The 21,465-nt window shown below is 55.7% G+C and carries 17 protein-coding genes; 7 read left to right on the plus strand and 10 right to left on the minus strand.

All coding sequences use genetic code 11. The annotated features are described in order from the left end of the window. Window position 1: 1 nt before the first annotated feature. On the minus strand, window positions 2-910 hold the full coding sequence (gspC, locus tag ICT70_RS07375) for a type II secretion system protein GspC (RefSeq protein ID WP_191155063.1): 909 nt from the start codon (window positions 908-910) through the stop codon (window positions 2-4). A gap of 191 nt (window positions 911-1,101) precedes the next feature. After that, window positions 1,102-1,695, minus strand: coding sequence for a rubredoxin-like domain-containing protein (locus tag ICT70_RS07380; protein ID WP_224746912.1), 594 nt, complete (start codon window positions 1,693-1,695; stop codon window positions 1,102-1,104). A 153-nt stretch (window positions 1,696-1,848) separates the two neighbouring features. Between ICT70_RS07380 and ICT70_RS07385 the strand changes: the two genes are divergently transcribed. Both ICT70_RS07385 and ICT70_RS07390 read left to right on the plus strand, forming a co-directional pair. After that, window positions 1,849-2,838, plus strand: a complete 990-nt coding sequence (locus tag ICT70_RS07385) for an NAD(P)H-quinone oxidoreductase (protein WP_191155067.1) — start codon at window positions 1,849-1,851, stop codon at window positions 2,836-2,838. A 58-nt stretch (window positions 2,839-2,896) separates the two neighbouring features. Then, entirely contained in the window at window positions 2,897-3,499 is a 603-nt protein-coding gene (locus ICT70_RS07390) for an NUDIX hydrolase (protein ID WP_191155069.1), read from the plus strand. Here ICT70_RS07390 and ICT70_RS07395 read toward each other — a convergent pair. Continuing rightward, window positions 3,459-4,871, minus strand: a complete 1,413-nt coding sequence (locus ICT70_RS07395) for a dihydrolipoyl dehydrogenase (protein ID WP_191155071.1) — start codon at window positions 4,869-4,871, stop codon at window positions 3,459-3,461. The two genes, ICT70_RS07390 and ICT70_RS07395, sit on opposite strands and share 41 nt — an antisense overlap. A gap of 58 nt (window positions 4,872-4,929) precedes the next feature. Continuing rightward, window positions 4,930-5,994, minus strand: a complete 1,065-nt coding sequence (locus tag ICT70_RS07400; protein WP_191155073.1) for a zinc-binding metallopeptidase family protein — start codon at window positions 5,992-5,994, stop codon at window positions 4,930-4,932. 118 nt (window positions 5,995-6,112) lie between these two features. On the opposite strand from ICT70_RS07400, the gene ICT70_RS07405 reads away from it, so the two are divergent. Then, window positions 6,113-6,538, plus strand: a complete 426-nt coding sequence (locus tag ICT70_RS07405; protein WP_224746898.1) for a hypothetical protein — start codon at window positions 6,113-6,115, stop codon at window positions 6,536-6,538. A 125-nt stretch (window positions 6,539-6,663) separates the two neighbouring features. Here ICT70_RS07405 and ICT70_RS07410 read toward each other — a convergent pair whose 3' ends face one another. The 6 genes from ICT70_RS07410 to ICT70_RS07435 all read right to left on the minus strand — a co-directional run bounded on the left by ICT70_RS07410 (window position 6,664) and on the right by ICT70_RS07435 (window position 14,744). Then, the gene (locus ICT70_RS07410; RefSeq protein WP_224746899.1) at window positions 6,664-7,737 is read right to left on the minus strand and encodes a KamA family radical SAM protein; all 1,074 of its coding nucleotides are present in this window, start codon (window positions 7,735-7,737) and stop codon (window positions 6,664-6,666) included. A gap of 15 nt (window positions 7,738-7,752) precedes the next feature. Beyond that, window positions 7,753-7,947, minus strand: coding sequence for a SlyX family protein (locus tag ICT70_RS07415; RefSeq protein ID WP_191155076.1), 195 nt, complete (start codon window positions 7,945-7,947; stop codon window positions 7,753-7,755). A gap of 173 nt (window positions 7,948-8,120) precedes the next feature. Next, window positions 8,121-8,669, minus strand: coding sequence for a hypothetical protein (locus ICT70_RS07420; protein ID WP_191155078.1), 549 nt, complete (start codon window positions 8,667-8,669; stop codon window positions 8,121-8,123). Next, window positions 8,666-11,944 carry an efflux RND transporter permease subunit gene (locus ICT70_RS07425; RefSeq protein WP_191155081.1) on the minus strand — a complete coding sequence of 1,093 codons (3,279 nt, stop codon included), beginning with the start codon at window positions 11,942-11,944 and terminating at the stop codon, window positions 8,666-8,668. Before ICT70_RS07425 ends, ICT70_RS07420 begins: the two co-directional genes overlap by 4 nt. 27 nt (window positions 11,945-11,971) lie before the next feature. Then, a complete protein-coding gene (locus tag ICT70_RS07430; RefSeq protein ID WP_191155083.1) occupies window positions 11,972-13,213 on the minus strand; it encodes an efflux RND transporter periplasmic adaptor subunit in 1,242 nt (413 codons plus the stop codon). 307 nt (window positions 13,214-13,520) lie between these two features. After that, window positions 13,521-14,744, minus strand: a complete 1,224-nt coding sequence (locus ICT70_RS07435; RefSeq protein WP_191155085.1) for a TolC family protein — start codon at window positions 14,742-14,744, stop codon at window positions 13,521-13,523. A 422-nt stretch (window positions 14,745-15,166) separates the two neighbouring features. On the opposite strand from ICT70_RS07435, the gene ICT70_RS07440 reads away from it, so the two are divergent. From ICT70_RS07440 to ICT70_RS07455, 4 genes are all read left to right on the plus strand, one after another. Beyond that, on the plus strand, window positions 15,167-15,553 hold the full coding sequence (locus tag ICT70_RS07440; RefSeq protein ID WP_191155086.1) for a DUF302 domain-containing protein: 387 nt from the start codon (window positions 15,167-15,169) through the stop codon (window positions 15,551-15,553). 110 nt (window positions 15,554-15,663) lie between these two features. Further along, window positions 15,664-17,028 (plus strand): TolC family protein, encoded by a 1,365-nt coding sequence (locus ICT70_RS07445; RefSeq protein ID WP_191155088.1) that lies wholly within the window; start codon window positions 15,664-15,666, stop codon window positions 17,026-17,028. Then, window positions 17,025-18,194, plus strand: coding sequence for an efflux RND transporter periplasmic adaptor subunit (locus tag ICT70_RS07450; RefSeq protein ID WP_191155090.1), 1,170 nt, complete (start codon window positions 17,025-17,027; stop codon window positions 18,192-18,194). Before ICT70_RS07445 ends, ICT70_RS07450 begins: the two co-directional genes overlap by 4 nt. Continuing rightward, on the plus strand, window positions 18,191-21,460 hold the full coding sequence (locus tag ICT70_RS07455) for an efflux RND transporter permease subunit (protein ID WP_191155092.1): 3,270 nt from the start codon (window positions 18,191-18,193) through the stop codon (window positions 21,458-21,460). The genes ICT70_RS07450 and ICT70_RS07455 overlap by 4 nt, the downstream gene beginning before the upstream one ends. Window positions 21,461-21,465 lie beyond the last annotated feature (5 nt).

Genomic DNA, 21,465 nt, shown 5'->3' on the forward strand with positions numbered 1-21,465 from the left:
CCTAATCAAGGCTGTATTCAAATGTCTGCGGCTGGCCATTACGAATCAGCCCCAGGCTGATATTGTTCGCTTCCCGTACCTGTTGGAAAATCTGCAGCGCTTTTTCCGGACTATCGAGTTTTACCTGGTTAATTTCGACCAGGACATCTCCAAGGCGCAAGCCCAGTTGTTCGAGCAGGGACCCGCGTTGCATGCCGACCAGGCGAAATCCCGTGGTTTGCCCGTTTTCCATATGCGGAATCATCCGTGCCGATTGCAGCAGGGCACCCATATTGCTGCGCGCACTATCGACCATCCCGCGATCAACGCGAAAACGCCCTTCACCCATATCGACAACACCGGTCTGAGCGGTTGTTGATGTTGTTGCCGCTGCTCCAGCACTCGCTCGCCGGGCTGCCGGTCGAGATAGCTCTGCCTGATCTTCAATCAGGACCAGCTCACGACGCGCACCACGTTCAAGCAGCACAACCCTCCGGCGTTCTATGGCATCAACTGTCAGGCCGGCAGCAATTTCACTGCCCAGACCAAAAACCTCCACCTTACTGCCCGTGTTGATCAGCGCCAGGGAGTCCACACCGGCAACAACAGTCCCCACCAAAGTGAGAGTGACGTTACGGGCAGAAACTTGTGAGCTTTCACTCTCCAAGGCGGGTTCGTCAACATCAGGTCTGACAAAAGCGGCACCAATCGAAGCCACATCAAACAGACTGCGATTGATGATAACCTGCAGATCCTCTTCCTGCAACGAAGCCACTGTTTGCGCTTGCGCTACCGCCATTGGTTGATACGTCTGTTCCCCACTGAAGGACAAATGAATCAGACGGCCCGCCAGCATCCCGGCAACCAGACCAGCGGCCAGTGCCAGAATCACCAAGACATAATTGAGGTATATCTGCAAATTAATCTGCACTGCTATAACTCACTTGAAAGCTCATGTTGTTACCCACTGCTGTTTAGCTGAATCAACTCTAAAGAGTTCATTCTACGATCATTGCACCAAATAAAAAGAGTAGCTATTCAGCTCTGTCCTTGCACCGGATCGGCAATCCTGCGCTAAACAGAGACTAAAAAGAATTATTTTAAAATGATAGCGTCACTCATCTACCCGTCTGTTTTTCTCTGCGCCGAGACCAGCATGCCACCATAATGACCGAGCAGGGTAACGCAAGCCAGCATAAAAAAATTGAGCAGCAAATAAAATGCAGACCCTGCTCCGCCATTGCTCAACAGATCAGGGGCCAGTAGGCGCCACATCATGATTGCCGACGCGATTAGCAACAGCAGCCAGGCCAGGGCTATTTTTTTTTTGAAAATCACACTACGCGATTTGTGGTAATTCTTCTGCCAGATGAAGAAACCCGTCAGCATGGTCACCGGGATACTGACGACAATCACCACCTGCAGGGCAAGTGCGGCAAACTCAAGAGAACGAGAACCGCTGACCATAGCCAGAACAAGAAACAAGACAGCGGTTGGAATCAGGGCCGCGGGGAAGTGTGCAGATACAGCATGCGGAGCAAATGTCTCACGCATCTGACCCAACGCTTCTTTGAGCCTGCCGGCAAAAGACCGACTCTGCCCAACCGATTCGATCAGTTCAAACTTATCTGCCGTGGCATGGCACAACGGGCAGAATGCCGGTGGAGAATCTCCCTCGTGCAAGTAACCACAGATAGTACAGCGCCATGTTCTCATCACAAAAATCCGCCTGAATCCCAATGGCAATTTGAATCCTGCAGACAATCCGACTATACTGCGAGGTCGATATCCCGATGAATTTATCAGCGGCGCATTATGCCTTAAACTGAGGTTAATTGCCAATCATTCTAATCAACAAAGGAGACCCGCATGAAAGCAGTTCTGTTAAAAGAGTTCGGCGCACCGGAGGTCATGTCCGTTGGCGAGGTGGAACAGCCCCAACCCAAAGAGAACGAGGTTCTCATCAAGGTAGCAGCCACCAGCATCAACCGTCCTGATCTGGTACAGCGCGTCGGCAATTATCCACCACCTCCCGGCGATTCGGAAATCCTCGGCCTTGAAGTTGCCGGCACCGTCACAGCGCTTGGCAGCCAGGTCAGCAACTGGAACGTTGGAGATCGGGTGATGAGCCTGGTCGGTGGCGGCGGGTATGCTGAGTATGCTGTGGCCTACGCCAATCACCTGATGGCAATTCCCGACACCATGAGCTTTGAAGAAGCGGCCTGCGTCAATGAAAGTTACATCACAGCCTTTCTCAATGTGTTCATGATCGGCGGCCTCGAAGATGGTCAGACCGCCATCCTGCATGGTGGCGGTGGCGGCGTCAATACCGCGGCGATCCAGCTGGCCAAAGCCCTGACCCCCAACGCCAAATTGATTGTCACCGCCCACCCCAGCAAGATGGACCGGGTAAAGGAACTGGGAGCTGACCTGGTGATCGACTATACCAGCACCCCCGATTTTACCGATATAGTGAAAGAGTTCACCGGCAAAAAAGGAGTTGACGTCATCCTCGATCACGTCGGCGCCCAATACCTCAAACCCAACATGAACTCCCTCGCCTACAAGGGCAAGCTGGTGGTCATTGGTGTGATCAGCGGCATCAAGGCCGAACTCAATCTGGCGTTGATGATGGTCAAACGTCAGCAGATTATCGGTTCGGTATTGCGCAGCCGCCCGGTCTCGGAAAAAGGGGAGATTGTTGCCGAATTCACCCGCCGCGCCCTGCCGAAATTTGCCGACCGCAGCATCGTGCCGATCATCGAAAAAGTTTTCCCCATGGATCAGGTCGTCGCTGCCCACACCATGATGGAAGAGGACAAGCATTTCGGTAAAATTGTTCTGAAAATTGCCGAATAACAATTTGGTAGGGGCGCGGCAACCGCGCCCCTACACCAACATAGAAATCAGAACCTTCATGCCATTTGAAATCAATGACTTTCATGTCACCCCGCTGGATAACGGACAATTCGTCCGTCCGGTGCGTCTGTATTATCAGCAAAACGGCGCATCACGCACCTGGGAAGCGGTGCAATGTCACGACAGTGTCGCCGTCCTACTGTATCATCGTGACCATGACGCCTTTTTACTGGTAAAACAGTTTCGTCCGGCCGTTCACATGAATCATCCAGAGCACTTATGTACCTATGAACTCTGCGCCGGACTGGTCGACAAAGAAGTGCCCCTGGGGCAGATTGCCCGCGAAGAAATCGATGAGGAATGCGGTTTTGATGTTCCCGTCGAGAGCATCAGTAAAATCTGCTCTTTTTTCACCAACGTCGGCGTCAGCGGCAACAAGCAGCATCTCTTTTACGCCGAAATCGACGACAGCATGAAACGCCACGAGGGTGGCGGGGTTCACACCGAAGAGATCCTCCTTGAATTCATTCCCTGCAAGGACGCCCGAACCTTTATCTACAACGAAAGCAAGGCCAAAACCCCGGGATTGATCTTCGCCTTTCACTGGTTCTGGGAAAACATCAGTCCAGCGCCTCGATCTGGAAACTGTCGCACGCGCTGAGGTCGCCCCCCCCGCCCTGTGATTGTTTGGAGATCTCACGCAAGGCAGTACGCAGCCCCTCCTCCAGGACCGGGTGGTAAAACGGCATAGCCAGCAGCTCGTGAGCGGTCAGGCCGCGCTGAATGGCCAGCGCAAGCAGGTGAGCCAGATGCTCGGCAGCCGGCGCGCACATCTCCGCACCAAGCAGGCGGGCGTCACCGCGGGCGGCATAGATGCGCAGCACGCCCTTATTCTTCTGTGCGGTCAGGGCGCGTCCTTGCCTGGCGAAATCGATACGGCCGATCAGACATTGCTCCAGATCAAGACTGCTGAACCGCTGACCAACTGCAGCAATAGCGGGATCGGAGAAGACGATAGCCAGTGGTGTCCGGCGCTCATAGCAGGTCAGCTCAGCACTGACCGCATTAACCCCGGCGATGAAGCCTTCATCTGCAGCTTCATGCAGCAAACCCAGATCCCCATTCACATCGCCGGCAATAAATATCGGCAGATCAGCGACTTGCATGGTTTTGGCATCAAACGGCGGCATGCCGCGCTCATCGAGATCGATATCCAGTTCCGCCAAGCCCAGCTCATCAAGGTTCGGCTTGCGCCCGATCGCCACGAGCACTTGATCCACCTCCAGGTCGACAGCCCCGGCCTGGACTCGAACACCGTCGCGCGTTGCACTGAGATCAACCTCATGGCCGATATAAAGTTTCATCTCTGACCCTAGGCTTTCCTGCAGACAGGCAGCCACTTTTGGATCAGAAATGCCGGCCAGCCGATCGCTATTGCTGAAGGCATGAACATCTACACCCAGGCGTGAAAGTGCCTGGGCCATTTCAACCCCGATAGCCCCCAGACCGATCACGGCCATCCGCGCCGGCAGGTTTTTCAATTCAAAAAATGTGTCGGTAGTCAGGAGGCGATCACCCAGCGAACGCCACGACGCAGGAACAACGGGATGGGAGCCGGTGGCGATAATGATGCGCCCGGCCTCAAATTGTTGATCACCAACCGCAACCGTATTGGGTCCGACAAACCTGGCCCGCCCGGCGATACTGCGCGCGCCGAGGGCTTCGGTGGATTTGAGCACCCCCGACACGAACCGGTCCCGCAAGCTGCGTACCCGTTGCAGCACGGCCGGCACATCAATGGACAAACCAGCGCTGCCTCGAATACCGAATGCTTCGGCTTTGTGCCGCGCATGGTAGGCGTTAGCCGCCTCAATCAGGGCCTTGGAGGGCATACAGCCAACCCGGGCACAGGTGGTACCATAGGGGCCGTCGTTCATCAGGACAAAACTGTCGGTTTTCTTTTTAACCTGACGTACCGCCGCCAGCCCGGCGGAACCGGCGCCAATAATAACAACATCAACGTGAGTTTTCATTGTATCTCCCTGGAATAAATAATCTCGGCCATTGAATTAGATCCGGCACTCGTCCGGGTTACGCCGCCTGGCGCCCAACCCGATGGACGAAGTCGAGTTTTTCGATGACGCGCGGTGAAATGACAAAGGGGTACGCATGCTCGTGTCCCATGCTGCGATTGAGGCTGTTAAGGGCAAAGGTGAGGGGCAACCAGTGCTCAATTAATATATCGATAGTTGCTGCCCGATAGGGATCGAAATCTTGACGCATCGCTTCCGTGGCGTCATCACCGGCTTTGGGACGAATACCGATACCGAACTGCCAGGCGGTTTCCAGGGTATCGACCATGTGCAGGTAGTGGGCCCAGGTTTCAGCCCAGTCTTCCCACGGGTGCATGGTGGCGTAACTGCTGATGTAATTCTCCTGCCAGCCAGACGGCGCCCCCTGCTGGTAGTGCTGCTCAAGGGCGGCACTATAGTCCATGTTATCGTCCCCAAAGAGATTGCGACATTCCCCAAGATGGGGGGTATTGCGAATCAGACGATCCCAGTAATAATGCCCCGATTCGTGACGAAAATGACCAAGCAGGGTCCGGTAGGGCTCAGCCATTTCCTCACGCATCCGCTCGCGTTCGGCGGGGTCGGCTTCTTTGATATTGATGGTGATCAGCCCGGCATCATGACCGGTAAGCACCTTTCCCCGCTCACTGAAGGCAGGGCCACGGTCAGCGAGAAAATCAAACGCCAACCCACCTGGTTCAGCTTCACCAGACATAACCGGTAGCCCCAGCCGTAGCAGCGAATAGACCAATCGGCGTTTTTCTGTCTCAAGGGTGCGCCATAAATCGATATTGCCCGCCACACTTAAATCAGGAATGGTCTTATTGAGCCGACAGGCTCCGCAAAAATCATGCTGGTCTGTTGTCGGCACCATCCAGTTACAGACCGCAAGCTGTTCATAATTAAGACACTTACGATATTCCATGTTCTCTGCTTGGGGGCGCCATCTTCCATTGTCACCGGCATCCAGAGAAACCAGACGCAGCTGGTCGGGCAGAAAACCGAGGGGTGCTTCGCAGCGTTCACATACAACATTTTCAAAATATAACCGGTGGCCACAATGACCGCAGGTGAATAACCGCATAACATGAACTCCTCAGCAAAAATTGGCGATCATTCGGAAACGAGGAACTTTTCGTTGTGACAAGGAAATCAAGGGCTCTTGCGTTCCTTAGCTTCAGGTTAACATTTTAGCGCCTCCCATGCAGAGTGAACGGGCGAAAAAATATCAACAGATATCCTACCCCCAGAAGTATATGCTCTTATTATTGCTGTTGCAGAAATTTTTACATCATGCCGAGCACAAGCTGGAGGATGAACATCTGAGCTTTTTGTTATGTGCTACCGATAATCATTATTACAACGCCCTGGCCGGTAAGACCCGGGGGCATGAATTTGGCCACCATCGCACCTTTCAACTGGCCCCTCATCATGAAGCCGTACAGGAACAAAAACGGCTGACGTTACAACAGTGTGGTTATTTCGGTCTTGAAGCAGCAACAGATTTTTACAGGTTGCAGCAGCGTCTGGTTGACGGCGGGGCCATACAGACAACCCACCTGAGCAAGGATTTTGATCTCGAGCGACTTAGAAGCCGACCGGGTGAGCTTGGCACGGATTGGATGTGAATCGGCGGCGTATCACCTCAGGGGAAACTGTTGCTTTACTCTAGAGAACAGCCGTTTAACGCCACAACAGACTGGATCTTGCTGTATTTTACCCCGGCATAAGGGCGCAGGAGCAGCAGCTGCCTTCAGGCAGGATCATTGGCCACTGAAACGGTATCCAGCACATCCGGATAATCCACCTGTTCCCCATCTGAGGTGGTAATCAGTGTTTTTCCGTCCCGATAGCTTAATCCATCGGGCAACAAGGGTGCTTTCCCCTTGCCACCGGGCAGGTCGACAACAAAATGGGGGCAGGCCAGGCCCGACACCGGGCCTCGCACACTGCGGATGAGATCAAGACCAGTCTGCAGCGGGGTTCGAAAATGGGCGGTGCCCTGGACCAGATCCATCTGATGCAGATAGTAAGGACGTACGCGGATCTTGAGCAATCCACGCAACAGCTCAGTCATGGTTGTAACATCGTCATTAACCTCGCGCAGCAATACGGTCTGATTGCCGAGAACAATACCCTGGTCAACGAGCAGGGCACAGGCGCCGGCAGACGCCGGTGTCAGTTCGCGCGGGTGATTGAAATGGGTGTTGAGATAAAGCGGGGCGTATTTTTTGAGCATGGCGCACAGCGCCGGGGTAATCCGCTCCGGCAGGGTCACCGGTACCCGGCTGCCGATGCGGATGATTTCAACATGGGGAATGGCGTGAATCCGGGCGAGCAGATCCTCAAGGACAGCATCGGGCAGAATCAGCGGATCGCCGCCGGAGAGGATGACATCGCGGATGCGTGAATCACCGGCAATATAGTTGATTCCCTCACGCTGTTCACGAAAACTGACGGCGTGCTCGCTGCTACCGACCTTGCGCTTGCGGGTACAAAAACGACAGTATCCGGCGCAATTGTTGGACGCCAGCAGAATCACCCGGTCAGGGTAACGGTGGATGATGGCCGGTACGGGAGCATAGTGCGCTTCCGCCAGCGGGTCGGCGTAACCACCGTCTTCCAGCTCCAGCACATCCGGGACACATTGGCGCCAGATGGGGTCCCCGACCTCACCAATCAGATCAACATACGCCGGGGTAATTTTCAGCGGATAGCGTGCTGTCACTTCACGCAGCGGTTCCGGATCAATGCCGAAGCGCTGCGCCAGTTCCTCCACCGTCGTGACACTTTCTTTCAGGCGTTGCTGCCACAACTCCACCGCCATCAATCCGCTCCGCCGTCATTCATCGGGCGACTCCTCCAGCGACCCGCCGAGATTTTTCACCATATCCTGCAGTTGGCGATTCTGACGGGTCAACTGATCGATGCGCAGATTGCAGTCGGTGACAACCGCATTGAGTTCTTCCAGCAGCCGATCCTGATAGCTGGCACGGATCTCCAGTTCATCCAGACGTTCATTGACATTGTGCGGCATCTTTTGCTCCTTGACTACGAAAGCTATTGTTATAGCCTTCCGAACAAAATATGCCAACAGCCTGCTTCACTTTTATCCGCATAACAAGAGCCGGTACCATTTCAATTGTTGGAAAAAATGGTACCGGCGGTGTTTACTGCTGTTTGCTGCTGGAATCTTTTTCAGCGTTTTTGCTACTTCACTTCATACTGAAATTCAAACTGTCGCGCTTTATTATCCTGCAGCTGGGTTCCCACCTGCAGGGTATAGGTGCCTTTTTCACGCAACTCAACATCACCACCAAAAGCTCCATCCATCCCTGACAGCGAGATGGCCGGCAAGGTTTGTCCACCTGGCGCAACAATGCGCACAGCGACCCGACCGGAGTCGAGCGCCTTCATCGTAGCAGCGTCTTCAAAAGCAACCATCAGGTGATGGGTCTGCTTCATTCCGGCGGCAGCCATGGCCTCACGGGTATCACTGATGTGCGCCATGGCCTTGACCCCATCCCGAGCCTGGGTGCCGAGCATGATCATGTCATCAGTCATCTCCATCCCCATATGGCCACCACTGTGTCCAGCTTCAGATGTTTTTTTCATCTGATGGGCGTCATGCCCCGATGCCGCCGGGGCGCTGCTGCCGTGGCCACTGTGGCCGCTGTGGCGCATGGCTAGAGAGATTCCAGCGGTGAGGAACAGCAGCAGCAAAGCCAGGGCAATCGTCATTTTTGTCATTTTTTTCATGTTGTTTCTCCTTGGTTGAGAGGTTCTGGTGAATTTACCTTCACAGGTGTTGTTAATTCCTCATCCGGAACCGTCGGCACCGGACTGGGGTCCAGGGAACGGGAGCGCCAGAGGTAAAAGAATACCGGGTAGAGCAATAGTTCGAGGAGCAGGGATGTCACCGTGCCACCAATCATCGGCGCGGCGATACGCTTCATCACATCGGAACCGATACCGCTACTCCACATAATCGGCATCAGGCCGGCGATAATAGTCACCACCGTCATCACCTTGGGACGGATTCGCCGCACCGCCCCGTAGTGAATCGCCTGGATCAAATCACCGCGGGTACGCATCCGCCCCTCCTCGCTCCAGCGTTTATGCGCCAGATCAAGATAGAGCAGCATCACCACGCCGGTTTCCGCATCCAGCCCCGCCAGGGCGATGAGGCCGACCCAGACGCCGATGGACAGGTTGTAATCAAGCAGGTAGAGCAGCCAGAAGGCACCGATCAGGGAAAAGGGCACGGCGGAAAAGACGATGGCGGTGCGCACCAGGGATTTGGTGCTGATATAAATCAGGACGAAAATCACCAGAATCGTCATGGGGATGATCACCAGCAGTCGCTCGCGCGTCGATTCGATATACTCATACTGACCGCTCCAGACCACGTTGTAGCCCGGCGGCAAGGAAACATGTTCGATGACGGCATTGCGGGCAGCCGCGACATAGTTGCCGATATCACTGGTAGCAAGATCAACATAAACCCAGACCGTCCGGCGGGCGTTCTCGCTCTTGATGCTGTCGGGAGCCTGACGCACTACCAGATTGGCGACCTGCGTCAGAGGGATATGGCGCCCCCCCGGAGCGGGCACCAGGACTCGCTTCAGACTATCGGCATCATCCCGGAAATCACGATCGTAACGCACATTAATGGAATAGCGCTCCAGCCCTTCCACCGTTTCGGCAATCTTCATACCGCCGATGGCGGTCTGCACCACCTCGGTAATATCGCCGATATTGATGCCGTAACGGGCAGCGGCCGCGCGGTCAATATCAACGTCGAGGAAGAACCCACCGACGGCCCGTTCAGCAATGGCTGATCTGGTTCCGGGCAGATCACGCACCACCGCTTCGATTTCTTCTGCCAGGCGGCTTAAAATATTCAGGTCATCCCCCATGACCTTGATACCAACCGGGGTCTTGATGCCGGTGGACAGCATATCGATGCGGGTTTTGATCGGCATGGTCCAGGAGTTGGTCAAGCCGGGAAAGCGCACTGCCCGATTAAGCTCGTCGGTCAGCTGCTCGATAGTCATCTGTTTCGCTTCGGGGAACACCCGGCGCAATGGTTTTTTGATGAAAGCTAAAGCATCAGGCCAGTGGCTGTAAAACCTGTCGGTCGGCAGATAGCGCCACTCATCCCGGGGTTTGAGCATGATGGTGGTTTCAACCATCATCATCGGTGCCGGATCGGTGGCAGTCTCAGCCCGGCCGATCTTGCCGAAAACCCGCTCCACCTCAGGGAAAGAGGCGATAATTTTATCCGTCTGCTGCAACAGTTCCTTGGCCTTGGTCACCGAGATGCCGGGCAGGGTGGTAGGCATGTAGAGCAGATCCCCCTCATACAACGGCGGCATGAATTCAGTACCAAGGCGGCTTAGAGGATAGGCCGTCGACAACAGCAGCAGCAACGTGACAAAGAGGACGGTCTTGCGGCGCTTAAGGACGACATCCACCAGGGGATGATAGATGCGGATCAGTCCACGATTGACGGGGTTGGCTGTCTCCCCACGAATCCGGCCACGAATGAAAAAACTCATCAGTACCGGCACCAGGGTAATCGACAGCAGGGCGGCGGCGGCCATGGCGTAGGTCTTGGTATAGGCCAGAGGCTTGAACATGCGTCCGGCCTGTTCTTGAAGAGTGAACACCGGCGCAAAAGAAACAGTAATTACCAGCAGGGCAAAAAAGATGGTCGGGCCGACCTCTTTGGCCGCTTCCACAATGATCGATTTTCGATTGGCATTGGCCGGGGCAAATTCCAGTTTTTTATGGGCATTTTCCACCATGATGATGGCCGAATCAACCATGGTTCCAAGGGCAATGGCGATACCGCCGAGACTCATGATGTTGAAACTGATCCCCTGCAGATACATGATGATGAACGACATCAGGATCGCTATCGGCAGCGCCAGGATAACGACAAAGGCGCTGGGCAGATGGAACAGGAAAAGAATAATCACCAGAGCCACAACAATGCTCTCTTCGATCAGCTTGTGCTGCAGGTTCTTGACCGCTCCGGTGATCAGTTCACTGCGATCGTAGGTCGGAACAATCTCCACCCCTTCGGGCAAGCCTTTTTTCAGTTCCTCCAGTTTCTGTTTGACCCGCTCGATGGTTTTCAGGGCATTCTCCCCCGAGCGCATGACAATAATACCGCCGGCAACCTCCCCTTCACCGTCAAGCTCAGCGATGCCGCGGCGCATCTCGGAACCGATGCGCACCTGAGCCACATCCCCCACCCTGATCGGCGCACCTCCCGGAGTCGCCATCACCACCACGTTGGCTAGATCTTCCACCGAGCGGATATAGCCACCGGTAGTGCGCACCATGAATTCCGTTTCCCCCATCTCAATGGCGCCGCCGCCGACATCCAGATTGGCGTTGCGGATGGCCATCATCAGTTCGGTCACGGGAATATTGTAGGCAAGCAGCCGGTTGGGATCGACGGCCACCTGATATTGCTTGACGAAACCACCGAGGCCGGCAACCTCTGAGACCCCTTCCACCGAAGACAGTTCATAGCGCAAAAACCAGTCCTGCAGACTGCGCAGCTCTTGGAGATCGTGACGATCGGAGGTCAGGGCATACTGATAAACCCAACCAACGCCGCTGGCATCGGGACCAAGGGTCGGATTAATCCCCTGGGGCAGGCGCCCCGAAACCGAGTTGAGATATTCCAGCACGCGCGAACGCGCCCAGTAGAGATCGGTACCGTCCTCAAAGATGACGTAGACAAAGGAATAGCCAAAGAAGGAATAACCGCGCACCGTCTTGGCTCCCGGGACCGCCAGCATCTGGGTGGTCAGGGGGTAGGTGACCTGGTCCTCCACCACCTGGGGGGCCTGCCCGGGGTACTCGGTAAAGACAATCACCTGGACATCGGACAGATCAGGGATGGCATCAATGGGGGTGTTGCGCAAGGCAAACAGCCCACCCGCCACCAGAAAAGCGGTGGTCAGGATCACCAGGAAACGATTGCGGAACGACCACTCAATGATATGGGATAACATCGTAATAACCTTTCAGTACCTTAAGGGTCAATGACCACTGTGATCGTTGAACAAATCGTCAACGGAAACATCCTGGCCGGTGACCGCGCGCATCTTGTCAATGGCCTCACGCAAACGGCTTTCCGAATCAAACATGAACTGGGCGCTGACCACCACCTGCTCTCCCTCATTGAGGCCGTGGACCTCAACCAACCCGTTACTACCGCGCAAACCCACGTGGACTGGACGGGGATCAAACTTGCCCTCGCCGAGGGCGACAAACACCCGCTGCTGCTGACCGGAATCAAGCACCGCTTCACTGGGCACCAGCAGGGCATCAGTGACGCTGCGTCCCTCAAGGCGCACCGTAACAAACATGTCGGGGCGCAGCTGGCGATCCGTGTTGGGCAGTTCAATACGTGCCTTGACCGTACGGGTCATGCCATCGGCGTAGGGATAAATCAGATCGACCTTGCCGGGGATGGTCTTGCCCAATTGGGGAATCTCCACCTCGGCCGCCATCCCTCCAGCAATCCAGGGCAATTCGTACTCGTAAATATCGGCATAGACCCAGATACGCGAGAGATCGACAAGCTGGTACAGTTCCATCCCGGCAGCGATAAACATCCCCTGATTGACCATTTTTTCCGTCACGACTCCACTAAACGGTGCATACAGAGGCAGGGTGCGCTGCACCTTTTTGGACTGGCGCAACCCCTCGATATCTTTCGCAGAGATATCCCAATAGCGCAGCCGGGTTTCTGCCGCAGCCAGTAATTTTTCAGCGCTGTCCGCGACGCCGGCAATGGAGCTCTGTTGCAGGCGCTCATAATTTCGCAGCGCCATGAGGTACTCTTCCTGGGCGCTGACCAGATCTGGACTATAGATGGTCAGCAGCAACTGCCCTTTTTTGACCTCCTGGCCGGCCTGATTGACATGCAACCCCTCGACCCAGCCGGAAATCTTGCTGTTGACGGATGTCCGAGCAGTCTCTTCATAACCGACGATACCAACGGTGCGGATGTTGCGACTCAGATTGCCGCGCGTGACTTGAGCCAGACGCACCCCCATGTTCTGCACCACCACTGGGTCGATTTCGATGGTGCTGCCGGTACCGCCGCTCTCGAACTGATCATAGGGCACCAGATCCATGCCGCAGATGGGGCACTGCCCCGGCTCATCGGAGGTGATAAAGGGGTGCATCGGGCTGATGTATTTGGGCGTTTCGGCAGCCACATAAGCAGCGCCCAGCAATAAAATCGTCAGTAGTAACAAAAGTATTTTTTTCATCGGCCAATCCATCAATGTTAAGTTTCAGGTATCTGTTCAGCACCGGATCGGGAATCCTATGCCAAGGGACGCTTTTCGTCATCCATGACCGCTTGTTGTCGCCGTCCATGGCGACAAACACCCTTGCCACAGGACACCCGACCCTGCGCAAGGATATTGCTGAATAATTACAGTTTCAGCTAGTTAAAGAACTCATTATCAGGGAGTCGGGATGCTTGAACACAGCGGGGAACTGTTTGAGGCGTCAGCCGAGTTTTGCCCGCAAGAGAAAGCATTCCGACTCCCTGATTTTCCCGAGACCACACCATCACAGCTCCCCACCAACCAGTGTCCGCAATTGCGCCAGAGACATGTGATAATCCGCCAGCATCTTGTGATAGTCGATTTGATAGCCGAACAACCCCATCTGTTGATCCAGCACCATGGAAAACTCAAGTTTTCCCACCTGATAAGCAGAGACTGAGGCTTCCAGTGACTGTTCGGCCTGAGGGATGATCGCTTCACGGTAAAGGATCACCTGCCCGGAGCGCAGCTCCAGCTCAGCCAGGCGCTGGGTAATCCCCCCCTCGATGGCATTGTGCACAGCGCGCAGTTCGTTGGTCACCATAGCGCTCTCGCTTGCGGCCTCATGAACCATGGCACGACGCTTAGCGCGCTGAACCGGCAGATTGAAGGAAAGGGTCAGGGCGTACATATCTTCCCCCTCCACATCCCCCATGCCGGACCGCAGCCGATCACGCTGCATGTACTCAAAACTGATAGTGACATCGGGGTAAAAATCGAGCTTTGCCAGTCGTTGATTAGCCAGACTCTTTTCGTGCTGGGCCGCAAGGCTGTGCAGCAGCGGCCGCTGGGAGAGGGCCTGCTGACGCAGGGCTTCCGGTTCGAGACTGGGCTCAACCAGGGTCAGCTCCGGCATGGTGCCGACGCTTGTCACCTGGGGCCTGGCCAGCAACTCGTTGAGCAGTGCCTGCTGGATCTGGCGCTGCTGCTTTTGCACCAGGAGCATTTCCTGCATTTTTGAGCGCTGCACCTGGGCCGCCAGAATCTCCTGCATCGATCCTCGCCCCACGGCATAACGGGTTTCAGCAAGAGCGATCAGATCATCCAGTAACTGCAAATTCTCTTCGGTCAGGCCGATGCTCTTATCCACGGCATAAATACGATAGCCGGTTTCCCGAACCATTTGTGCCAGTTCCAGCTTGCGCTCATCGATGAGCCAGCGTGCAGCTTGCGCCTCACTATATGCCGCAGCAGTTTTAGCCCCACGCTTACCCCGGTAAGGAATCATCTGGGAAATGCCGATGACCTTCTGGGTCATGGGATCCTCACGAAAATTGAAGGGGTCGCTTACCAGGGCATTTTGAATCCCGAGCATCAGCATCGGGTCTTCCAGGGAGCCGGCAGCTTCCGCTCGCTGCCGCAGCATCTGCCAGCGAGCATCAGAAACCGCAACTTCCGGATTCCTGGTCAACGCCTGGGCAACCAATGCTTCAAGGTTTTCCTCAGCCGCAACAGCTTGGCTTCCCAATAGCCACACCAAGGTACAAAGTCCAAATAAAGTAATTTTCACACAAACCTCCGACACCAGCAGGATGAATCAACAGCAATCCCTACCGACAAGGTATTACAACTTATGTGCCAAATCATTTTTCTATTGTTTTTCAGATGGTTGGGATTTAAGGAAAAAACCTAGAGGGACGATTTGCAGACTATCCTACAGACAGCCGTAGAATAATCTGCAGCCACATTGATACTTTCGTAAAAAGTATCAATGTGGCTGGATCAACCCAAAGGGTCAACTGTGAGGTTCGCGACTATTGAGCAGTGATGAGTACGTACGTACGTCGATGCGATGACATAAGCGCAGCAACGCCTTGCGACTGTGGCGGTTGATGATAGAATGAAGGTTGGAACATCTTTGCCAACAAGCGACGAAAGGGGATTTCTTCCATGACCTATCATTTCAGCCGAACACTGAACACAACCTTCGCTGATGCCGAAACACGGATCATTAAACACCTGGCGGAAGAAGGGTTCGGGGTGTTGTCAGAGATCGACGTGCAGGCAACGTTGAAGAAGAAGCTGGATGTTGATTTCACCCCTTACAAGATCCTCGGAGCCTGTAATCCGAATTTTGCCTACCAAGCATTACAGGTTGAGCCACACATAGGAACCATGCTCCCTTGCAATGTCATCTTAAGGGAGCTTCCAGAAGGGGGCATCGAAGTTTCAGCAGTCGATCCTCTTGCCTCGATGCAAGCCATCGACAACCCGGAACTCGATTCGATCGCCGGTCAGGTACGGGATAAACTCAAAAAGGCAATCTCCTCTCTTTGAGTGGCAAGACGGCCTGATGCCGTTGACAAATAATACATAGAGCTATATAAATATTTATATATGTGCAGATTGTTCCATTTTTTTCATCTCTTTCTTGTCGAGATATGTTCATGCCATATATGAAGGCATTACAGGTGTTTTTGGCTTTATTGCTGGTGTTGTCTCCATGGACAGCGGCTTTTGGCGCCGGGGCCGAAGTTCTTACCCTGGAACAATCCCTGAGTCTGGCGCGTTCTGCAAATCCGGTCCTGGAGCAGGCCCAAGCGCGCATCGCCCAGGCACGAGCAGCAGTAAAAGAGAGTCGGGCGGCGTTTTGGCCGCAACTGGAGATCTCGCTGGAATACCTGCGCGGCGACGCCCCTTCTGCCTATCTGTTCAAAACCATCGATGCACACCAGTTACCTTCGCAGGTGGACTTCAACAATCCCGGCCGCTTCGACAATTGGGAAACCGGGATTCAGGCACAGATGAACCTCTATGCCGGCGGGCGCGACAGACTACGTTACCAGCAGTCCCGGTTAGGACTGGAGCAGGCACACAATGAACACACCGCCCTCGTCAATCAGCTTGAAGCTGCCGTCATCGATACCTATCTCGCTCTGCAGACGGCACAGACCCTGATGGAGATCGCCCAGCAGAGTCTTGCCGTGGTCGAGCGCGAGATCGAACTGGCGCAGGTGCGCCTTGCCGGGGGCAGCCTGTTGCGAGCGGATCTGCTGTCTTTGCAGGTACGACGGGCCGAGGCGAAGTCAGAAATTATTCGTGCCGGTGCGCATCAGCAACGGCTGCAGGCAGCCCTGGCGGTGTTGCTCGACCGCGATGCCCATACCCCGTTGCACATCGCCTCTAACAGCTTTACCTACGAGCCTCCGCAAGATTATGCTCAGGCCCTTGAGCGGGCCTTAACGCACCGGGCAGAATTGACCGGGAGCCGGCTGAACCTGCAAAGCGCACGCCTGGGACACGGTGTTGCCCGCTCCGAATATCTGCCGCGCCTTGATCTGGAGGCACGCCTTTACCATGATGATTCCAACCTGGCCTATAACGCTGATCAACTTAATTGGACCCTGGGTGCTCGTCTGAGCTGGGAGCTCTTTGCCGGCTTTGCCACCTCAGCACGGACCGAAAAAGCCCGCAGCCTGGTTCAGCAAAGCCTGGCTGCTGATCGGCACCTGCGCCGAGACATTGAACTACAGGTACGTAAAGCCTGGTTGGGAGTCGAGGAAGCTGTAGCGCACCAGAGGGTAACGGTTGCGGCAGTGACGCAAGCCCAAGAGGCCTTTGCACTGGTACAAACGCGTTTTGCCGGGGGCGCAGCCGCAGTGACACGCTATCTGGAGGCTGAACTGTCTCTAAGCCGCAGTCGCATGGCCGTAGCCGCAGCCGAGCGCGACCACTTGCGTGCTCTGGTGGAGCTGGCGCGCACCCTGGGTGAGGGGCATTTTTATGCTGAATCAACGGGAGGCGCTCAATGACGCAGGATGTCACTAAGAAAAACGATGTGAAACGCTGGCTACCATCGGTCATCGGTGGCCTACTGCTGGTCGGGCTGATTCTCTATGTTGGCGGCTTTTTCAGGACCGGGCAAATCGGGCCCGAGGACGCTTTAGCACCTGATGCTGCCCGTCCTTTGGGTGAAGAACTAGTGGCCGCGCGAATTGTGGCCTTACCTCAATACTACGAGGCGGTTGGCACCTTGCAAACCCGCACTACCGGGCGCATAGAGTCTCAGGTGATGGGGCGGGTGGAACAGGTCGCAGTGCGTTCCGGTGATCTCGTAGGCAAGGGCGCCCTGCTGGTGAAAATCGATGATCGTACCTTGCGGGCACGTTATCAGCAAGCGCAGCAGGCTCTCAATACGGCTGTTGCGCAGAAGGTTCAGGCAGAGCAAGCGATTGAAGCGGCCCGTGCCGAAGAAACCCGGGTGTTGGCCGAATTCGAGCGAATCCGCAACTTTCTGGCGGCGCAGGCGGCCACGCAGCAAGAGATGGAAGCCGTCGAAGCGCAGCGAGGTCAGGCGCAGGCGCTCCTGGCGCAGGCGCTAGCCGCACTGGCCGCGACCGAGGCCGGCATTGAGGGGGCGCGCCAACAGATTGATGAAGCGGCTGTGGCCCTCGACTATACGCGGATTGTCGCGCCGATGGCGGCCCAGGTCGTTGAGCGGCTCGTGGATCCGGGCGATCTGGCCATGCCGGGGAAAGTGTTGCTGACATTGCAGGGGGAAGAGATGCTGCGCCTGGAAGCCCTGGTGCCGGAATCGCTGATTCAGCGTCTGACCCTGGGTCAGGACGTCGACCTGTTGATCGGTGAGCGCTCCGTTAAGGGGCAAGTGGAAGAGATAATGCCTAGCGCCGACCCACGCACCCGCAGTCTTGTCGTTAAAGTGACCCTGGCTGATCGTCGGGGGCTTTTCCCCGGCATGTTCGGGCGCCTCAGGGTGGGGCTGGAGGCGCGCTCGGCGGTTTTGGTCCCTGCTACCGCTGTGGTGCGCATCGGTCAGTTGGAACTGGTTCAGATTGCCGAAGAAGGAGGGATCAAAACCCTGCTCGTAACTACCGGCGCCCGCATCGCGGATGAGGTAGAAATTCTTTCCGGTCTCACCGGTAATGAGCAGCTTGTGCTGCGTGGCATCCAGCCATGAGTGAACAAACGGCGACTCCGCAAGGTTTCATTGCGCGCCTGGTCGCGCCCTTTCTGCAGCCGCAGCCCCCCATTTTAATGATCATTTTTGCCCTGGTGCTGGGGCTGGCAGCGTTGCTTCTAACTCCTCGCGAGGAAGAGCCGCAGATTGTTGTACCTCTGGCCGATGTGTTCGTGCAGGTGCCCGGGGCATCAGCCCGTGAGGTTGAACAACTGGTCTCGACCCCTTTGGAAAAGCTTCTCTGGCAGATCGATGGAGTCGAATACGTCTATTCCATGTCGCGCGATGGTCTGGCCATCGTCACTGTCCGTTTCCATGTTGGTGAGGATCGCGAGCGCTCCCTGGTCAAATTACACAACAAGATCAGTATGAACATCGAGCAGGCGCCGCCCATCGTTCAGGGATGGGTCATCCGGCCGGTGGAAATCGATGATGTTCCCATCGTCAACCTGACCCTGTATTCCGAATATTACAACGATTTCGCCCTGCGTCGCATCGGTCAGGAGGTGCTGGCACGACTGACCGAGGTCAATGATATGTCCCGCTCGGAACTGGTTGGTGGACGCAGCCGTGAAGTCCGGGTCGAACTCGATCCGTCTCGCCTGGCGTCGCGCGGAATTTCCCCGCTGCAGGTTACTGCAACACTGCGGGGAGCCGATGCGGCGGTACAGGCCGGCAGCTTTTCCGCGATTAATCGCGACATCAGTGTCGTCAGTAGCGCCTTTCTGCAATCAGCTCAGGATGTTGAACAACTGGTGGTCGGGGTGCATGACGGACGCCCTGTCTACCTGCGCGATGTCGCCAGCGTATTCGATGGCCCGCAGGAGCCCGGCAATTATTCGCGCATCGGGTTTTCCGCCCTGTTTCTCGAGCGTAATACCCAACATCCAGCCACCGGCCTTGATTCCTTCAACATCTCCCCGGCCGCCGCTGTCGGTTCCTATCCGGCAGTAACCCTCGCCCTGGCGAAAAAAAAAGGCACCAACGCCGTTGCCGTCGCTGACACGATTCTGCAGCGTCTGGACGAGCTCAAAGGGTCCGTCATCCCCGATGACGTTTTTGTTGAGGTGACGCGCAACTATGGTGAAACTGCCCGGGAAAAAGTCGGTGATCTACTTGCCTCGCTGTTTTTTGCCATTGTTACCGTGGTGGTGCTGTTGGCTTTTACCCTGGGACGCCGTGAGGCGCTCATCGTTGCCCTTGCGGTACCCATCAGTTTTTCCCTGGCGCTGTTCGTCAATTTTCTGCTGGGTTATACCATCAACCGGGTGACCCTGTTCGCTCTGATTCTGTCCTTAGGTCTGGTGGTCGATGATCCCATCACCAACGTCGACAACATTCAGCGTCACATTCTCAAACGGCAGCGCAAGCCGCGCGAAGCAACCCTGTTTGCCGTTAGCGAGGTCTTGCCGCCGGTCATTCTTTCGACCCTGGCGATCATCGTCTGCTTCACTCCGATGTTTTTCATCACCGGCATGATGGGCCCCTATATGGCGCCGATGGCGGCCAATGTTCCCCTGACGGTTATTTTTTCGACCCTGGCAGCGCTGACCGTGGTTCCCTGGCTAGCCCATGCCCTGATTCGCCGACGGGTGGAAAAAGACGGCGCTGAAGACTTAAAGGGGGAGGATGTTATTCCCTCCTGGCTCAAGCGTGGTTATCGCGCGACCGTGGAACCATTTCTCGGTGCGCGCCGTTGGCGCTGGGCCCTGCTCGGCGGCATTCTGATTCTGTTGGTCCTGTCCCTGGCGCTGCCCATGTTACGCCTGGTGCCCTTGAAGATGCTGCCGTTCGACAACAAGAACGAACTGCAACTGGTGCTGGATCTGCCGGAAGGCAGCACGCTGGAGACGACCGATCGCATGGTCCGTGCTTTCGAAGACTATCTGCGCAACATCCCCGAAGTGACCAGCTTTGTCTCCTATGTCGGTCATCCTTCACCGATGGATTTCAATGGAATGGTTCGCCATTACTATCTGCGTGAGCAACCCCATCTGGCCGATATTCGCATTAATCTGGTCGGCAAGAACGAACGGCACATGCAAAGCCATGCTCTAGGCCTGCGCCTGCGGAGCGATCTGGAAGATCTGGCCCAACGCTATGGCGCGACGTTACAGATTGTCGAGACACCGCCCGGTCCACCGGTGCTGGCGACGGTGGTTGCCGAAGTCTATGGTGCTCCAAGTCTTGATTACCAGGATATGATCAACGCAACCCACCAGGTAACCAGAGTGATGGCTGATGAACCCTTTGTCGTTGATCTGAACACCACCATTGAGTCACCACGCATGCGACTTGATTTCATCCCTGACAAAGAAAAAGCCGCCCTGCATGGCATCAGTACCGACGACATCACCCGAACCATCGCTCTGGCGGTCGCCGGCAGTCATCCTGTTACCTTGCACCCTGATGGCGAACGGCAGCCCCTCTTTGTTAAAGTCATCCTGCCCCGGGAACAGCGCACCGGAGCACAAAGTCTTGGCAACTTGCACCTGATCAGCGCCGCTGGTCAACCGGTGCCCCTGTCCGAATTGGGTCGCTTCGTTGAGCGGCCCGAAGCGCAGACCATCTACCACAAAAACCTGCGACCAGTGGTCTATGTAACGGCAGAAATGGCCGGCCAGGCTCCGGGGGAAGCAATTCTCGACATGCAAAAAAAACTGCGTCAGGAACCGCCACCTGACGGCATTGAGGTCCAGTGGGCCGGCGAAGGGGAATGGGAAATCACCATCCGCGTGTTTCGCGATCTGGGGTTGGCCTTTGGCGCCGCCATGATCGGGGTCTATATCCTGCTCGCTTTGCAGACCGGCTCTTTCTTGCTGCCACTGTTGATTCTGATGTCCATCCCCTTTACCGTGATCGGTATCATGCCCGGTTTCTGGCTGCTCAATCTGCTCATGGACCGGCCGGTTGGCGGCTTTGCCGACCCGGTGTTTTTCACCGCCACGGGGATGATCGGGATGATCGCGCTGGGTGGCATCGTCATCCGCAACGCGGTGGTGCTCATTGATTTTATCCGCAGCGCTCTGGCGCAAGGAGTGCCTCTGCACGAAGCCATCGTCGATTGTGGCGCCGTACGCCTGCGGCCCATCGTCCTGACCGCGCTGACCACCGCCCTTGGCGCCTGGCCGATCACCCTGGATCCGATTTTTTCCGGCCTGGCCTGGGCCTTGATTTTCGGCTTGTTTTCTTCGACGCTGTTTACCCTGATTGTGGTGCCCGTTGCTTTTTATGCAGTATATCAGCGGCACTATCGTGTTCAGTGAAAAGA

Source organism: Pelovirga terrestris (assembly GCF_014773365.1).
Taxonomy (GTDB): Bacteria; Desulfobacterota; Desulfuromonadia; order Desulfuromonadales; family Geopsychrobacteraceae; genus Pelovirga; species Pelovirga terrestris.

What these genes read in the sequence shown, in the direction of transcription:
- ICT70_RS07380 (WP_224746912.1), bottom strand. Translation starts at nt 1,695, where the DNA reads ATGAGAACATGGCGCTGTACTATCTGTGGTTACTTGCACGAGGGAGAT.
- ICT70_RS07385 (WP_191155067.1), top strand. Translation starts at nt 1,849, where the DNA reads ATGAAAGCAGTTCTGTTAAAAGAGTTCGGCGCACCGGAGGTCATGTCC.
- ICT70_RS07390 (WP_191155069.1), top strand. Translation starts at nt 2,897, where the DNA reads ATGCCATTTGAAATCAATGACTTTCATGTCACCCCGCTGGATAACGGA.
- ICT70_RS07395 (WP_191155071.1), bottom strand. Translation starts at nt 4,871, where the DNA reads ATGAAAACTCACGTTGATGTTGTTATTATTGGCGCCGGTTCCGCCGGG.
- ICT70_RS07400 (WP_191155073.1), bottom strand. Translation starts at nt 5,994, where the DNA reads ATGCGGTTATTCACCTGCGGTCATTGTGGCCACCGGTTATATTTTGAA.
- ICT70_RS07405 (WP_224746898.1), top strand. Translation starts at nt 6,113, where the DNA reads ATGCAGAGTGAACGGGCGAAAAAATATCAACAGATATCCTACCCCCAG.
- ICT70_RS07410 (WP_224746899.1), bottom strand. Translation starts at nt 7,737, where the DNA reads ATGGCGGTGGAGTTGTGGCAGCAACGCCTGAAAGAAAGTGTCACGACG.
- ICT70_RS07415 (WP_191155076.1), bottom strand. Translation starts at nt 7,947, where the DNA reads ATGCCGCACAATGTCAATGAACGTCTGGATGAACTGGAGATCCGTGCC.
- ICT70_RS07420 (WP_191155078.1), bottom strand. Translation starts at nt 8,669, where the DNA reads ATGAAAAAAATGACAAAAATGACGATTGCCCTGGCTTTGCTGCTGCTG.
- ICT70_RS07425 (WP_191155081.1), bottom strand. Translation starts at nt 11,944, where the DNA reads ATGTTATCCCATATCATTGAGTGGTCGTTCCGCAATCGTTTCCTGGTG.
- ICT70_RS07430 (WP_191155083.1), bottom strand. Translation starts at nt 13,213, where the DNA reads ATGAAAAAAATACTTTTGTTACTACTGACGATTTTATTGCTGGGCGCT.
- ICT70_RS07440 (WP_191155086.1), top strand. Translation starts at nt 15,167, where the DNA reads ATGACCTATCATTTCAGCCGAACACTGAACACAACCTTCGCTGATGCC.
- ICT70_RS07445 (WP_191155088.1), top strand. Translation starts at nt 15,664, where the DNA reads ATGCCATATATGAAGGCATTACAGGTGTTTTTGGCTTTATTGCTGGTG.
- ICT70_RS07450 (WP_191155090.1), top strand. Translation starts at nt 17,025, where the DNA reads ATGACGCAGGATGTCACTAAGAAAAACGATGTGAAACGCTGGCTACCA.
- ICT70_RS07455 (WP_191155092.1), top strand. Translation starts at nt 18,191, where the DNA reads ATGAGTGAACAAACGGCGACTCCGCAAGGTTTCATTGCGCGCCTGGTC.